The sequence below is a fragment of the Streptomyces sp. NPDC051172 genome (genome assembly GCF_040682555.1).
Classification (GTDB): Bacteria; Actinomycetota; Actinomycetes; order Streptomycetales; family Streptomycetaceae; genus Streptomyces.
This window is the reverse complement of the sequence record NZ_JBFBBE010000004.1, coordinates 1,636-16,555: the sequence shown is the minus strand read 5'-3', so window position 1 is coordinate 16,555 and position 14,920 is coordinate 1,636. Positions and strand designations below refer to the sequence as shown.

Here is a 14,920-nt window from a genome sequence, read left to right as displayed (position 1 = left end):
GTGTTACCAGGCCGCCGGATTGCGGGCGTCCACGGCGAAGACGGTGCCGTCGGGCGCGGTGGCGTAGACGTGGCCGTCGGCGACGACGGGTGTGGGGACGGTGGCCATCACCTCGTCCTGGCTCCTGCCCAGACGAGCCGGAGTCTGCCCTTCCAGGATCCCCTTGCGGGCGTCCACGGCGAGCAGCCGTCCGTCGGCGGCGCTGACGTAGACATGACGGTCGTCGGAGACCGGTGCGGAACCCCGGCTCACCGAGGTCTCGATGGTCCACAGCTGCTTGCCCGTGCCCGTGTCGACGGCTTCCAAAGAACCGCCGGTGGCCAGCAGATGGACCACGCCCTCGCGCACGCCGGCACGGGCGCTCGTGAGGGGGAGGGACAGCCCCACCCTGCGTGCCGCCCTGGACCGGGGGTCGTAGCGGACCACCGCCTGTGTGTCGCCGTAGACCCCGCCGACGGCTATGAAGAAGACGGAGCCGCCCGAGGAGCCGCAGGGCTGCAGAGCGCCCTTCAGCCGGGCGTCCCACCGCACCTGGCCCGTGACGGGATCCACGGCGCTCACGCGGGTGCTCGACCCGTCGTCGGAGACGCTCGCCAGGTACGCCGGCAGATCACCGGCGAAGGAGGAGAAGGCCAGCGCCTTTTGCCATGGTACCGTCCGGGACCACCTGGTGGTGCCGGACGCGCTGTCCACGCCGGTGACCGTGCCGTCCGCACGGACCAGCAGAAGCATGCTCCCGGCCGGCTGCACCGAGTCGTACGCCGGCACCTTCCGCTCCCAGCGTGCCTTGCCCGAGGCAGGATCGAGCGCTTCCAGATGCCGGCCACGGTCGGCGAGCGGCAGCTGCACGAGACCACCCGACAGGACCGGCGGAGCGATCCAACGGGTGGTGTCGGTGCGGTGGCGCCACAGCACACGGCCGTCCGAGGGGTCGAGGGCGAACACCACGCCGGGCTGGGCACAGAGCAGCTTTCCCGCTCCGTACGAACACCGGACCGGCCCCTCGCCTCCGGACACGGGCTTCGCCGTCCACGCCCGGAACCCCGCGGGGGACGCGGTGGGCGCCCTGCCGTGCGACGGGGCGGGTGAGTCACCGAGCAGCTGAACGGTGGCGAGCAGCCCGCCTGCCACGAGCACGAGCGCCCCGGCCGCCATCAGCATCTTCTTGCGCAGGCGCCCCCTGGACGGCCGCTGCGGCTCCGACTCCGGCGCTTCGACACGGGGTTCCGGAGCCGGCGTGGCCTCGACCGTCCGCCGCTGCGCCGGTATGAACGCCTGCGTGTCGTACGAGGCCGCAACCGACCGCAGTTCACGCATCAGCTCGTCCGGGGTGGGCCGGTCCTCCGGCTCCTTGGCGAGGCAGCGCACCACCAGCGGCGAGAGGTCCTCCGGTACGCCGGTCAGGTCCGGCTCGTCGTGCACGACCTGGTAGGCGACCACGTACGGACTGTCGGAGTCGAACGGGCCGCGGCCCGTCGCCGCGTGCACCAGCACGGACCCGAGCGCGAAGATGTCGGCGGCCGGCCCGACCTCCCGGGGCCGCCGGAACTGCTCGGGCGCCATGAACGGCGGAGTACCGATCAACTTCCCGGTCTCGGTCCGCAGTTCGCTGTCCTTTGGCCGAGAAATGCCGAAGTCGATGACCTTCGGCCCGTCCTCGGCGAGCAGCACATTGCTCGGCTTCAGGTCCCGGTGCACCACTCCGACCCGATGGATGTCGCGTAGTGCCTCGGCCAGTCCTGCCATCAGCCGGCGCAGCTGCGCCGGGGGCATCGGACCGTTCCGCTTCACATGATCGGAGAGGGTCGGTCCCGGTATGAACAGCGTGGCCATCCAGGGCCGTTCCGCTTCCGGATCGGCGTCGACGACGGACGCCGTGAAGGCGCCGCTCACCCGCCGTGCCGCCGCCACCTCCTGTCGGAAACGCCCCCTGAACTCAGGGTCCTTGGCGAACTCGGCATGCACGACCTTCACCGCGAGCTTCATGCCGGAGGTGCTCCGCGCGAGGTGCACGACACCCATGCCGCCCGAGCCCAGACACGACTCAAGACGGTAGTGACCCGCGTACTCGGGAAGTTCCGCTTCCGCGCCCGCCCCGGTGTTCTGCTGCGGCGCCATGGAACCACCCCCGTACTGTTCGTCCGCGCGCGACGCACGGAGCCTAGTCGATGACTCGTGCGATACGGAGGCGGCTTGCTAGCGTTCGCGTGCCAGTTGCGTACATGTGTTTCATGGCGTGTTTTAGGGGAATCAACGGGACCCCATGGCTTTCATGGGGCACAACGGGGGAGGTTTTTCATGTCTGTTGACCGCATCGACGAGACCGGGAGAGGCGAGGGGGAGTCCGTCACGACGGCAGCCGCCGTGACGGCGTCCGTGCACTACTACTCGGTGGCACCGGGCGTCCGCCTCAATGTCCGCAGCGGCCCGGGGACCCAGTACAGCATCGTCCGGATCCTGCCCGAAGGCGCGAAGGTCCCGATCTACTGCCAGACCCCGGGCACGTGGGTGTCGGGTCCGTACGGCACCTCGGACATCTGGGACAACATCGACGACAACCAGTTCGTCTCGGACGCCTACGTCCTCACCGGCAGCGACGGCTATGTGGCCCCCCAGTGCGGTTGACCCACAACCTGAAAGATCATGCTGAATTCGCGGAGCCGTAGATCCGCCCTGCTCGCGCCGCCGGTGCCCTTCTCATGGTGATGGGCTCGGCAGCCACAGCGAACGCGGCGAATGTACCCACCTACCCGACCGCTCCAGGGGTCCGGCTGAATGTTCGCAGCGGACCGGGCACGAACTACACCAGCGTGCGCGTCCTGCACGCGGACACGAGGGTCCCGATCCTCTGCCGGACGCCGGGCACGACGGTCTCCGGCTACTACGGCACGTCGAACATCTGGGACAACACCGGCAGCGACGGCTACGTAGCCTCCCGCTGCGGCTGATCCCATGGGGAGCCCGCGCACACCCGGAGCCATAATCGTCCCGTGAACGACGAAACCGGCACCGACGACACCGCGGGCTCCGCCGGCGGCCCCCGCCCAGAACCCCTGCGCTTCTTCGGCACCACCTGGGTGAACCACGACAACGGCTACACATCCCGCCGCATCGGGGTGGCCGCCGGTTCCCTCGTGGCGGCCGCCGCCTCCTGCGTGGTCCTCCGCCTCGCCTACCAGGGCCTCCAACTCGCCGACAGCGGCGCCTTCGTGACCGTCCTCATCGTCGCCATGTTCGCGATCTGCAGCGCCCTCGCCTTCCGCAACACCTGGGACGGCTTCGTCAAGCGCCCCGACCCCGCCCGCCAGGCCTCCCTCCGCGGCCTCCTGGCCATCGGCTTCGTCGGCTCCCTCCTCGCCTACTTCTTCCGCTCCCTCACGGAGGCCCCCGGCGAAACACTCCACCGCGAGGAGTACGAGGCAGCCCTCACCCAACACAAGAACCGCACCACGCGCCGCACGGGCAACCCGTCGAAGAGACGCCGCCGCTCCTGAGCCGTCGCTTCGATCGGCTGGCGCCGGGCTGTCGGGGGCTACTGGGCGCAGGCGGTCGGGCAGCGCCCCGTAGGGGCGCGGGGGTGTGCTGATCTGCGGCTACCGCCGCGCCGGCGCGATCAGCAACGACGAACCCGCAGACAACAGACGGCACATCGCCACACAGTCGCCGCAGGGCCGCCACAAGCAGTGTCGCCGGGCCGCGCACGAGGTCGAACGGATCGTCGAACCTGCGGCTGTCATGGGCCGCCGCCCAACGGTCAAGTCCTGCCCGCGGTCTCAACCAGCCGGCCGCTGCAAGCTCGGCGCGCAGGACAGACCCGCCCGCCGGGGGCGTGGTTCTCTCACCGAAAACTCGCTGCCCCCTGCACCCAACCCGAGCCACCATGGCCTCATGACCGCCTCCTCGCAGCCCACCCGCGCCCACTCCTTCAACGCCGCCGCAGCCCAGTACGCCGCCAACCGCCCCTCCTATCCACCGGCCCTCTTCGACGCCATCGAGGATCTGACAGGCCGCCCCCTCCAGGGCGCCCGCGTCGCGGACATCGGCGCCGGCACGGGCATCGCGACCGCGCTGCTGGCCGCCCGCGGCGCGGACGTCGTCGCCGTGGAGCCCGGCGACGGCATGGCCGTCGAGTTCCGCCGCGCCAACCCCGGCCTCCCGATCGTGCGGGGCAACGGCAACGAGCTGCCGCTCGCCACCGCCTCCGCCGACCTCCTCACCTACGCCCAGGCCTGGCACTGGACCGAGCCCGCCCGCTCGGTCCCGGAGGCCCTGCGCGTGTTGCGGCCGGGCGGAGCACTGGCCCTGTGGTGGAACACCACCGACCTCGACGTCCCGTGGCAGGTTGCCCAAGCCGACCGCCTGGCACGCCACTTCGGCATCAGGCGCGAGGTCGACAGGACCGGCAACGGAGCCCCCGTCGCTCTCGCCGACCCGACCGGCGCCCTCGATTTCACCCGCCGTCATGTCCGCTGGAGCCGCCCGGTCACCGTCGACACGCACCTCGCCAACATCGGCAGCCACTCGATGTTCCTCGTGCAGAGCGAGGAACGCCGGGAGGCCATCCTCGGCGACGAACGCGACCATCTCCTCGCCGCCTTCCCGGACGGGATGCTGGAGGAGGCCTACGTCGTCGACCTGCTCGTGGCCACCAACTCATGACCCCGCGCGGCGGCCCACCCCTCCAGGGCCGCCGCACAGGCATGGTCGACATGCCGCAGCCCGCCCAACTCCAGCCGCACCTCCCGGTCGTGCGGCAGTGCCTCCAACGCGTCCAGCAGCTTCGGCAGCCGCAGGAACGTCGCATGCCCCAGCACCCGTACGACGATCCCTGCCTCGCCCCGGTCCTCGGTCTCCACATGCACATGGCTGATGTCCCACGCCGTCTTCGCCACTGCCAGCGTCAGCCCCACCAACACCCCCTCCAACAGATTCCCCAGCACGATCGCCCCAGCCGTCACCGCCAGCACCACGACCTCCCCGCGGTGCTCGCGCCACAGCACCCGGACCTCCCGCACCGGCAGGAGCCTGCACCCGGCGTGCACCAGCAGCGCGGCCAGCGCCGCCACCGGAATCAGCCCGAGCACCCCGGGCAGGACGACCGTGAACAGCAGCAGCCACCCCCCGTGCAGCACCTGCGAGGCCTTGGTCCGCGCCCCCGCCTGCACGTTCGCCGCACTCCGCACGATCACCGCCGTCATGGGCAGGGCCCCCAGCACCCCGCACACCGCGTTCCCGGCGCCCTGCGCCATCAGCTCCCGGTCGAAGTCCGTCCGCGGCCCCCGGTGCAGCCGGTCCACCGCCGCCGCGCTGAACAACGACTCCGCCGACGCGATCAACGCGAACGCCACAACGGTCCCGATCACCCCCACTTCCGTAAGCCGCCCGAAGTCCGCCACCCCCGGCACCCGCACCGCATCGACGAGCCCCCGCACCTCGACCCGCCGCACATCCAGGCCGAACACCCCGGTCACCGCCGACACCACCGCCACCGCGACCAACGGCGCAGGCACCACCCGCGCCCCCCTGCGCCAACGCGGCCACAGCAGCAATACGGCAATCGTGGCACCTGCCACTGACAACGCCCCCGGATCCACCCGCCCGGGCAGCCACACCAGCCCGGCGATCTTCCCCGGCCCGCTCGCCGGTGCGGCCGCGTCGCCCATCGCATACACCTGCCCGGCGACCAGGAGCAGCCCGATCCCGGCGAGCATCCCCTGCACCACGGCCACGGACACGGCCCGGAACCACCGCCCGAGCCGCAGCGCCCCGAGCCCCAGCTGCACCAGCCCGGCCCCGAACACCAACACGCCGAGTGCCTGGACGCCGTACGTGTCGACGGCCTCGTAGACGAGCACCGTCAGGCCCGCGGCCGGCCCGCTCACCTGCAGGCTGCTGCCGGGCAGCGCCCCGGCGACCAGTCCGCCGACGATCCCGGTGACCAGCCCCAGCTCGGCGGGGACCCCGGAAGCGATGGCCATGCCCACACACAGCGGCAGTGCGACCAGGAAGACGACCAGCGAAGCGAACAGATCGGCCTTGCGTACGCGATAGCGCATGACAACAGCACCTCCGTCGGTGAGGGGAGATGCGTGGGCGCCGAGCCGGGGGAGGGCGCGGCGAAGTGAAATCCATTGTCAGGAGCGGGAGTTGGTTCCCCATCCGGTTCGTGTTTCCGGCCCGTGAACGCGGAGGCGCGCGGACCGGACTCTCCACCTCCGATCACGCCGCCACGCGCCTGCGCCACAGAACGCACCCCCCGGGGGGAATTGCTTGACGACGCTGCCGCTCCGGAGCATTATTCATCGCATGATGAATTATTCCGAAGGTGGCTCGGTGGATCCCCCTGCCGCCCCTGCTCCCGCCGTCCGGGCCGAGGGCCTCACCGTCGTCCGCGGCCCCCGCACCGTCCTGCGCGGCCTCGACTTCACCGTCCCGCGCGGCCAGATCACCGGCCTCCTCGGCCCCTCCGGCTGCGGCAAGTCGACCCTCATCCGCTCGATCGTCGGCACCCAGGCCAAGGTCACCGGCACCCTGGAGGTCCTGGGCAGCCCGGCCGGCCACCCCACCCTCCGCACCCGCATCGGCTACGTCACCCAGGCCCCCTCCGTCTACGACGACCTGACGGTCCGCCAGAACCTCGACTACTTCACCGCGATCCTCGCCCCGGGCCGCTCCGCCTCCGACCGCCGCCACGAGATCGACCGCGTCCTCACCGACGTCGACCTCACCTCCCACGCCGACGCCCTCGCCGGCAACCTCTCCGGCGGCCAGCGCAGCCGCGTCTCCCTGGCGGTCGCCCTGCTGGGCACCCCCGAACTCCTGGTCCTCGACGAACCCACCGTCGGTCTGGACCCGGTCCTCCGCCGCGACCTGTGGACCCTCTTCCACTCCATCGCAGCCGACCGCGGCGCGACCCTCCTCATCTCCTCCCACGTCATGGACGAGGCCGAGCGCTGCCACCGCCTCCTGCTGATGCGCGAGGGCGAGATCCTCGCCGACGACACCCCCGAGGCCCTGCGCACCCGCACCGGCTCCGAAACCGTCGAGGGGGCCTTCCTGCATCTGGTCGACGAGGCGGCCGCCGCCGCCCGCGAGAAGGAGACCACCCGATGAGCACGACGACCACGACCGGTACGGCGACCACACCCGCCCGCACCGGCGCCCTGAACGCCTCCCGCACCGCCGCCACCGCGGCCCGGGTCCTGCGACAGCTCCGCCACGACCCGCGCACCATCGCGCTGATGCTCGTCATCCCCTGTCTGATGCTGTTCCTGCTGCGCTACGTTTTCGACGGCAGCCCGCACACCTTCGACAACATCGGCGCCTCACTCCTCGGCATCTTCCCCCTCATCACGATGTTCCTGGTCACGTCCATCGCCACCCTGCGCGAACGCACCTCGGGCACCCTCGAGCGCCTCCTCGCCATGCCGCTGGGCAAGGGCGACCTGATCGCGGGCTACGCCCTCGCCTTCGGCGCCCTCGCGATCATCCAGTCCGCCCTGGCCACGGGCCTCGCTGTCTGGTTCCTCGGCCTGGACGTCACGGGCAGCCCCTGGCTGCTCCTCCTGGTCGCCCTCCTGGACGCCCTCCTCGGCACCGCCCTCGGCCTCTTCGTCTCGGCCTTCGCCGCCTCCGAATTCCAGGCGGTCCAGTTCATGCCGGCCGTGATCTTCCCCCAACTCCTCCTCTGCGGCCTGTTCACCCCGCGCGACAACATGCACCCGGCCCTGAAGGCGATCTCCGACGTCCTGCCCATGTCCTACGCCGTGGACGGCATGAACGAGGTCCTCAAACACACGGACATGACCGCCAACTTCGTCCGCGACGTCCTGATCGTGGCGGGCTGCGCCCTGCTCGTACTCGGCCTGGGAGCCGCAACACTGAGGCGAAGGACAGCGTGACGGAGCGGGCCGGCACGGTGCATGCCGGGCAGGCGCTTCAGCCCGTCCGGCGTCTGAGGCCGCTCTTGCCCTCCCGATCCCCCACCCACCCGCCGGGTGCGGGCCACGGGGGACGGATTCCGGCGCCGGTCGGCACACTCCAGCCCGTCCGGCGTTTGAGGACGAGGCCGTCCAGGCCGATCGGGGGTCCAGGGGGCGGAGCCCCCTGGCGGGGCCGAAGGGGCAGCGCCCCTGGGACGGGACGGGTAGGGGCGGCGGGGCGAGGAAATCCCGACGGCCACCCGCAGGGCAACATCCCGCCCACCGGACACCCGAGCCACCCACCCACCCCCGGTGCGACGATGTACCCCGGACGACGCACCCCCGGAGGGCACCTAAGCCATGACCCAGAAAGTCGCAGTCCTCGGCACCGGCAAGATCGGCGAAGCCCTGCTCAGCGGAATGATCCGCGGCGGCTGGGCCCCCGCCGACCTCCTGGTCACCGCCCGCCGCCCGGAGCGAGCCGAAGAACTCCGCACCCGCTACGGCGTCACCCCGGTCACCAACCCGGAAGCCGCCAAGACCGCCGACACCCTGATCCTGACGGTCAAGCCGCAGGACATGGGCACCCTCCTCGACGAACTCGCCCCGCACGTCCCCGCCGACCGCCTGGTCATCAGCGGCGCCGCCGGCATCACCACAGCCTCCATCGAGGACCGCCTCGCCACCGGCACCCCGGTCGTCCGCGTCATGACGAACACCCCCGCCCTCGTCGACGAGGCCATGTCCGTCATCTCCGCCGGCAGCCACGCCACCGCCGACCACCTCGCCCACGCCGAGGAGATCTTCGGCGCCGTCGGCAAGACCCTCCGCGTCCCCGAGTCCCAGCAGGACGCCTGCACCGCCCTCTCCGGCTCCGGCCCGGCGTACTTCTTCTACCTGGTCGAGGCCATGACGGACGCCGGCATCCTGCTCGGCCTGCCCCGCGACAAGGCCCACGACCTGATCGTCCAGTCCGCGATCGGCGCCGCCACGATGCTCCGCGACAGCGGCGAACACCCGGTCAAGCTCCGCGAGAACGTCACGTCCCCCGCGGGCACGACCATCAACGCCATCCGCGAACTCGAGAACCACGGCGTCCGGGCCGCCCTCATCGCCGCCCTCGAAGCCGCCCGCGACCGCAGCCGCGAACTCGCCTCCGGCAAGAAGGACTAGAACCTGTCGTTCGGATCAGCTCGGCGTCGCGAGGTCTGGCACGCACTCCCCCACTGCCTTAAAGGGCGTGGGGGGACCCCAGCCGCGTTGTCGTCACTCTCCCCCACTCTCGACTTCGCTCGAGCGGGGGGACCCCCATGACCCCGCTCGGGGGAGCCGGGAAGCGCTGTTGGCTATGGCCGACCTGATCCAAACGACAGACCCTGGCGCCCACCGGGGGCGGTCACCCCGCCGCGTCCACCACCTCCTTCGTGGCCACCACACGCGCAAAACCGCCCCCGTGCAGCGACACCGCCGACGCCTGCGCAACCTCGTCGGCACTGCGCCGCCAGCCGAACGGCCCCTCCAGATCGAAGGTGTACGTCGCGTCATACGCGACCACCACGTCGTATCCCAGATTGCCGCCCATCCGGGCCGTCGTCTCCACGCACATATTGGTCTGGATCCCGGCCACCACGATCTGCGAAATCCCCTCCGCCTTCAGCCAGGCACCCAGATCCGGCGTCCCGTAGAAGGCCGAGTTCACGGTCTTCGTGATCAACAGCTCAGCTGCACCGGCCCCCCTGCCACGCCGCCGCTCCACGTACTCCTTGAACCCGTTCCCCTCGTACCCCGGCCGCAGCGGCGACCGGGGCTTCGGCGAGTCATGCCGTACGAAGACGACAGGCCGCCCCGTCGCCTGCCACACGTCGATGAGCGAAGCGATGTTGTCATCGGCCTCCGGGTTGTTCCGCGGTCCCCAGAAGTCGGCCTCGTCGAAGCCCTTCTGTACGTCCACGACCACCAGCGCTGCGTTCTCTGCGATCTCCATGCCCACGATCCTGCCGCCGGGAGCACCACCGCCCCAGAGGGTGAAAAGCCAGCGATCGATGCTTTACTGCCACCCATGGAGAACGCCGCAGTGGACACCTATCGCGTCGCCCTCGTCGCCTTCCCCGGCATCCGCGCCTTCGACGTCTCCGTCATCACCGAGGTCTGGGGCACCGACCGCACCGACCGCGGCGCCCCCGCCTTCGACCTGCGCCGAGTCGCCGCCGACACCAGCACCCCCGTCCCCATGCGCGGAGGCATGACCCTCCACCCGGACCGCACCCTCAGCTGGCTGTCCCGCGCCGACCTGATCGTGATCCCCGGCCTCGACGACCACCTCACACCCGCACCCACCCCTGTCCTCGACGCGCTCCGACGCGCACACGCCCGCGGCACCACCATCGCGGCCCTCTGCGGTGGCGCCTTCACCCTCGCCCAGGCCGGCCTCCTCGACGGCCGCCGCGCCATCACCCACTGGAACCTCGTCAGCCTCCTCCGCTCACACCACCCCCAAGTCACCGTCGTCCCCGACGCCCTGTTCATCGAGGACGACAACCTCTGGACCGCAGCCGGAACCGCAGCCGGCATCGACCTCTGCCTCCACCTCGTCCGCCGGTCCCACGGCGCCGAAGCCGCAGCCACCATCGCCCGCTCGATGGTCACCGCCCCCTTCCGCACCGGCACCCAGGCACAGTTCATCGAGCACCCCACACCCCGCGCGGACCGCGACGCCGACACCCTCGCCGCCGTACGCGAGCACGCCCTGCGCCACCTGCACGAACCGCTCACCGTCGCCGACCTGGCCGCCCGCGCAGGCATGTCCCCACGCAGCTTCGCCCGCCACTTCACCGCGCAGACCGGGACGCCCCCGCTCCGCTGGCTCCTCGACCAGCGCATCGCCGCAGCGCAGAAACTCCTCGAACGCACCGACCTGCCCATGCCCGAAGTAGCCCGCCGCGCCGGCTTCGGCAGCGAGGTCACGATGCGCCAGCACTTCGCATCGCGCCTCGCCACCAGCCCGCGGGCCTACCGCGCAGCGTTCAGCACCACACCGGCACCGGTATCAGAAGCAGCCGGCAGCAACCCGATCGCGCGATAAGCGGCATCCACGGTCGGCCGGGCCGACGCCCGCGCCCTCTCCGCACCATCCCGCAGCACCCCCTCCACATAGCCGGGATCAGCGCACAGCGCCCTGTGCCTCTCCTGTACGGGCCTGAGGAGCTCGACCACGGCCTCCGCGGTGTCCTTCTTCAAGGACCCGTACGACTCGTACACACCGCTCAAGGCCTCCGGGTCCCCACCCGTGCACGCCGCCAGGATCTCCAGCAGATTCGTCACGCCGGGCCGCTCCTCCCGGTCGTACACGATCTCCCGCCCACTGTCGGTCACGGCCCGCATGACCTTCTTCCGCACCACGTCCGGCTCGTCGAGCAGATAGACGATCCCCGGCCCGGAGTCGTCCGACTTCCCCATCTTCGACGTCGGTTCCTGCAGATTCATGACCCGTGCCGCGACCACAGGAAGCGTTGCCTTCGGCACCACGAACGTATGTCCGTACCGCTGGTTGAACCGCACCGCCAGATCCCGGGTCAGCTCCACGTGCTGCGCCTGGTCGTCCCCCACCGGCACCTCGTCCGCCCCGTACACCAGGATGTCCGCTGCCATCAGCACCGGATAGGTCAGCAGGGACAGCCGCACACTCCCACCCCGCTCGCGCTCGCGCGCAGCCTTCTCCTTGTACTGGATCATCCGCCGCATCTCACCGTCGGTCGCCACACACTCGAGGACGTACGACAGCCGCGTGTGCTCATCGACATGACTCTGTACGAACACGGTGCACAGCGCCGGATCCAGCCCCACGGCCAGCAACAGCGTCGCCGCCTGCCTACTGAGCCTGCGCACCCGCGCGGGATCGTGGTCCACGGTCAGCGCATGCAGATCGACGATGCAGAACAGCGCATCCGCCCGGTGCTGGTCCACCGCGGCCCACTGCCGCATGGCTCCCAGGTAGTTCCCCAGCGTCAGGTGCCCGGTCGGCTTGACCCCGCTGAAAACCCGCGTCATCTCTTCTCCACCTCCTGGTCGAGACCGCCGTCCCGGCGGCCGGCCCTCAGGAGCTCTGGAGGGAGAAACGAGAACGGCCGCCGAGGCGGCGGCCGTTGAACGCATACGTGAGTACGGCCGCCGTCAGGCGGCCCACCACTGCTGGGTACACGTACGCGTAGTCATGCCGCTCAGGCTACGCCTCCCGGACGCCGCCCGGAGGCAAGTTGACACACCCCCGCGCGCTACGTACTGTTCTCCGAGTTGTCCGACGTGAGCGCCGACTGCGGTCGGTCCCCGGACAGCCACTTCGCAAGTACCAACCACTACTCGACGACCAGTCGATCCGTCTGGCGTCGCTTTATTGGCATGTGTATTTACGAAATGAGGAATCCACGTTCGAAAGGACGCGGACCCCGATTAGCTCGGGAGCCGGGAATCCGCTAAAGTCTCACTCGTCGGAACGGCCCAACGGCCGGGAGGACAGCCCCGCTGACTGGGAGTCAGGCCCGAAAGGATCTGATAGAGTCGGAACCGCCGGAAAGGGAAACGCGAAAGCGGGAACCTGGAAAGCGCCGAGGAAATCGGATCGGGAAACGGTCTGATAGAGTCGGAAACGCAAGACCGAAGGGAAGCGCCCGGAGGAAAGCCCGAGAGGGTGAGTACAAAGGAAGCGTCCGTTCCTTGAGAACTCAACAGCGTGCCAAAAATCAACGCCAGATATGTTGATACCCCGACACCGGGAGGTTTCCTGGTGGCGAGGTTCCTTTGAAGAAACACAGCGAGGACGCTGTGAACGGCCGGGCTTATTCCGCCCGGCGGTTCCGCTCTCGTGATGTGTCACCCGATTACGGGTAAACATTCACGGAGAGTTTGATCCTGGCTCAGGACGAACGCTGGCGGCGTGCTTAACACATGCAAGTCGAACGATGAAGCCCTTCGGGGTGGATTAGTGGCGAACGGGTGAGTAACACGTGGGCAATCTGCCCTTCACTCTGGGACAAGCCCTGGAAACGGGGTCTAATACCGGATATGAGCCTGGGAGGCATCTCCCGGGTTGTAAAGCTCCGGCGGTGAAGGATGAGCCCGCGGCCTATCAGCTTGTTGGTGAGGTAACGGCTCACCAAGGCGACGACGGGTAGCCGGCCTGAGAGGGCGACCGGCCACACTGGGACTGAGACACGGCCCAGACTCCTACGGGAGGCAGCAGTGGGGAATATTGCACAATGGGCGCAAGCCTGATGCAGCGACGCCGCGTGAGGGATGACGGCCTTCGGGTTGTAAACCTCTTTCAGCAGGGAAGAAGCGCAAGTGACGGTACCTGCAGAAGAAGCGCCGGCTAACTACGTGCCAGCAGCCGCGGTAATACGTAGGGCGCAAGCGTTGTCCGGAATTATTGGGCGTAAAGAGCTCGTAGGCGGCTTGTCACGTCGGGTGTGAAAGCCCGGGGCTTAACCCCGGGTCTGCATTCGATACGGGCTGGCTAGAGTGTGGTAGGGGAGATCGGAATTCCTGGTGTAGCGGTGAAATGCGCAGATATCAGGAGGAACACCGGTGGCGAAGGCGGATCTCTGGGCCATTACTGACGCTGAGGAGCGAAAGCGTGGGGAGCGAACAGGATTAGATACCCTGGTAGTCCACGCCGTAAACGGTGGGAACTAGGTGTTGGCGACATTCCACGTCGTCGGTGCCGCAGCTAACGCATTAAGTTCCCCGCCTGGGGAGTACGGCCGCAAGGCTAAAACTCAAAGGAATTGACGGGGGCCCGCACAAGCAGCGGAGCATGTGGCTTAATTCGACGCAACGCGAAGAACCTTACCAAGGCTTGACATACACCGGAAACATCCAGAGATGGGTGCCCCCTTGTGGTCGGTGTACAGGTGGTGCATGGCTGTCGTCAGCTCGTGTCGTGAGATGTTGGGTTAAGTCCCGCAACGAGCGCAACCCTTGTCCCGTGTTGCCAGCAACTCTTCGGAGGTTGGGGACTCACGGGAGACCGCCGGGGTCAACTCGGAGGAAGGTGGGGACGACGTCAAGTCATCATGCCCCTTATGTCTTGGGCTGCACACGTGCTACAATGGCCGGTACAATGAGCTGCGATACCGTGAGGTGGAGCGAATCTCAAAAAGCCGGTCTCAGTTCGGATTGGGGTCTGCAACTCGACCCCATGAAGTCGGAGTTGCTAGTAATCGCAGATCAGCAGTGCTGCGGTGAATACGTTCCCGGGCCTTGTACACACCGCCCGTCACGTCACGAAAGTCGGTAACACCCGAAGCCGGTGGCCCAACCCCTTGTGGGAGGGAGCTGTCGAAGGTGGGACTGGCGATTGGGACGAAGTCGTAACAAGGTAGCCGTACCGGAAGGTGCGGCTGGATCACCTCCTTTCTAAGGAGCATCTAGGCCGCCGAGCTTGCTCGGTGGTCCAGGGCCATTACGTCGGCAAACGTTCGACGGTGGTTGCTCATGGGTGGAACGTTGATTATTCGGCACACTTGATCGTCTTCTCCTTCTAGTACTGCTCGCAAGAGCGTGGAACGTTGAGGGGAGCGGGGAGTGTGCCGGGCACGCTGTTGGGTGTCTGAGGGAATGAATTTTCCTTCAGTTGCCGGCGCCGGTGAAGCACTGACGATGTTGGTGTGTGACGGTGTACTGGTCGTTGTTTGAGAACTGCACAGTGGACGCGAGCATCTGTGGCCAAGTTTTTAAGGGCGCACGGTGGATGCCTTGGCACCAGGAACCGATGAAGGACGTGGGAGGCCACGATAGGCCCCGGGGAGTCGTCAACCAGGCTTTGATCCGGGGGTGTCCGAATGGGGAAACCCGGCAGTCGTCATGGGCTGTCACCCACTGCTGAACACATAGGCAGTGTGGAGGGAACGCGGGGAAGTGAAACATCTCAGTACCCGCAGGAAGAGAAAACAACCGTGATTCCGGGAGTAGTGGCGAGCGAAACCGGATGAGGCCAAACCGTA

11 protein-coding genes, 2 rRNA genes and 1 pseudogene (1 of these 14 cut by a window edge) are annotated in these 14,920 nt (G+C 68.7%); 10 read left to right on the top strand and 4 right to left on the bottom strand.

The window, feature by feature from the left end; genetic code table 11:
• Positions 1-3 precede the first annotated feature (3 nt).
• A complete protein-coding gene (locus AB0N07_RS03250; RefSeq protein ID WP_365831548.1) occupies positions 4-2,118 on the bottom strand; it encodes a serine/threonine-protein kinase in 2,115 nt (704 codons plus the stop codon).
• A gap of 180 nt (positions 2,119-2,298) precedes the next feature.
• Between AB0N07_RS03250 and AB0N07_RS03245 the strand changes: the two genes are divergently transcribed.
• From AB0N07_RS03245 to AB0N07_RS03230, 4 genes and pseudogenes are all read left to right on the top strand, one after another.
• Complete coding sequence (locus tag AB0N07_RS03245) at positions 2,299-2,625, top strand: SH3 domain-containing protein (RefSeq protein WP_365831546.1); 327 nt, start codon at positions 2,299-2,301, stop codon at positions 2,623-2,625.
• Between the two features lie 74 nt (positions 2,626-2,699).
• A pseudogene (locus AB0N07_RS03240) lies at positions 2,700-2,909 on the top strand (SH3 domain-containing protein); the annotation flags it as partial.
• An 81-nt stretch (positions 2,910-2,990) separates the two neighbouring features.
• On the top strand, positions 2,991-3,494 hold the full coding sequence (locus AB0N07_RS03235) for an EamA/RhaT family transporter (protein WP_365831544.1): 504 nt from the start codon (positions 2,991-2,993) through the stop codon (positions 3,492-3,494).
• Positions 3,495-3,888: 394 nt separating this feature from the next.
• Positions 3,889-4,659: a class I SAM-dependent methyltransferase gene (locus AB0N07_RS03230; protein ID WP_365831542.1), complete on the top strand. Its 771-nt coding sequence runs from the start codon at positions 3,889-3,891 to the stop codon at positions 4,657-4,659.
• Here AB0N07_RS03230 and AB0N07_RS03225 read toward each other — a convergent pair.
• Positions 4,623-6,056 carry a SulP family inorganic anion transporter gene (locus AB0N07_RS03225; RefSeq protein WP_365831540.1) on the bottom strand — a complete coding sequence of 478 codons (1,434 nt, stop codon included), beginning with the start codon at positions 6,054-6,056 and terminating at the stop codon, positions 4,623-4,625. The two genes, AB0N07_RS03230 and AB0N07_RS03225, sit on opposite strands and share 37 nt — an antisense overlap.
• A gap of 250 nt (positions 6,057-6,306) precedes the next feature.
• Here AB0N07_RS03225 and AB0N07_RS03220 point away from each other — a divergent pair, with 250 nt between their 5' ends.
• From AB0N07_RS03220 to proC, 3 genes are all read left to right on the top strand, one after another.
• A complete protein-coding gene (locus tag AB0N07_RS03220; protein ID WP_365831538.1) occupies positions 6,307-7,113 on the top strand; it encodes an ABC transporter ATP-binding protein in 807 nt (268 codons plus the stop codon).
• On the top strand, positions 7,110-7,901 hold the full coding sequence (locus AB0N07_RS03215; RefSeq protein WP_365831536.1) for an ABC transporter permease: 792 nt from the start codon (positions 7,110-7,112) through the stop codon (positions 7,899-7,901). The genes AB0N07_RS03220 and AB0N07_RS03215 overlap by 4 nt, the downstream gene beginning before the upstream one ends.
• 381 nt (positions 7,902-8,282) lie before the next feature.
• Positions 8,283-9,095, top strand: a complete 813-nt coding sequence (gene proC / locus AB0N07_RS03210) for a pyrroline-5-carboxylate reductase (RefSeq protein WP_351472044.1) — start codon at positions 8,283-8,285, stop codon at positions 9,093-9,095.
• Positions 9,096-9,318: 223 nt separating this feature from the next.
• Here proC and AB0N07_RS03205 read toward each other — a convergent pair whose 3' ends face one another.
• Entirely contained in the window at positions 9,319-9,906 is a 588-nt protein-coding gene (locus AB0N07_RS03205) for a cysteine hydrolase family protein (protein ID WP_365831534.1), read from the bottom strand.
• A 75-nt stretch (positions 9,907-9,981) separates the two neighbouring features.
• Here AB0N07_RS03205 and AB0N07_RS03200 point away from each other — a divergent pair, with 75 nt between their 5' ends.
• Entirely contained in the window at positions 9,982-11,004 is a 1,023-nt protein-coding gene (locus AB0N07_RS03200) for a helix-turn-helix domain-containing protein (protein ID WP_365831532.1), read from the top strand.
• Here the strand turns inward: AB0N07_RS03200 and trpS are convergent.
• Positions 10,932-11,969: a tryptophan--tRNA ligase gene (gene trpS, locus AB0N07_RS03195; protein ID WP_365831530.1), complete on the bottom strand. Its 1,038-nt coding sequence runs from the start codon at positions 11,967-11,969 to the stop codon at positions 10,932-10,934. The two genes, AB0N07_RS03200 and trpS, sit on opposite strands and share 73 nt — an antisense overlap.
• 840 nt (positions 11,970-12,809) lie before the next feature.
• On the opposite strand from trpS, the gene AB0N07_RS03190 reads away from it, so the two are divergent.
• Both AB0N07_RS03190 and AB0N07_RS03185 read left to right on the top strand, forming a co-directional pair.
• Positions 12,810-14,333 (top strand): 16S ribosomal RNA (locus tag AB0N07_RS03190).
• A gap of 307 nt (positions 14,334-14,640) precedes the next feature.
• A 23S ribosomal RNA gene (locus AB0N07_RS03185) occupies positions 14,641-14,920 on the top strand (its annotated part continues 1,635 nt past the right edge of the window); the annotation flags it as partial.

Bases quoted from the DNA above. Each gene is read 5' to 3' on its own strand.
- AB0N07_RS03230 (WP_365831542.1), top strand. From the start codon at position 3,889: ATGACCGCCTCCTCGCAGCCCACCCGCGCCCACTCCTTCAACGCCGCC.
- AB0N07_RS03215 (WP_365831536.1), top strand. From the start codon at position 7,110: ATGAGCACGACGACCACGACCGGTACGGCGACCACACCCGCCCGCACC.
- trpS (WP_365831530.1), bottom strand. From the start codon at position 11,969: ATGACGCGGGTTTTCAGCGGGGTCAAGCCGACCGGGCACCTGACGCTG.
- AB0N07_RS03200 (WP_365831532.1), top strand. From the start codon at position 9,982: ATGGAGAACGCCGCAGTGGACACCTATCGCGTCGCCCTCGTCGCCTTC.
- proC (WP_351472044.1), top strand. From the start codon at position 8,283: ATGACCCAGAAAGTCGCAGTCCTCGGCACCGGCAAGATCGGCGAAGCC.
- AB0N07_RS03250 (WP_365831548.1), bottom strand. From the start codon at position 2,118: ATGGCGCCGCAGCAGAACACCGGGGCGGGCGCGGAAGCGGAACTTCCC.
- AB0N07_RS03220 (WP_365831538.1), top strand. From the start codon at position 6,307: ATGATGAATTATTCCGAAGGTGGCTCGGTGGATCCCCCTGCCGCCCCT.
- AB0N07_RS03225 (WP_365831540.1), bottom strand. From the start codon at position 6,056: ATGCGCTATCGCGTACGCAAGGCCGATCTGTTCGCTTCGCTGGTCGTC.
- AB0N07_RS03205 (WP_365831534.1), bottom strand. From the start codon at position 9,906: ATGGAGATCGCAGAGAACGCAGCGCTGGTGGTCGTGGACGTACAGAAG.
- AB0N07_RS03245 (WP_365831546.1), top strand. From the start codon at position 2,299: ATGTCTGTTGACCGCATCGACGAGACCGGGAGAGGCGAGGGGGAGTCC.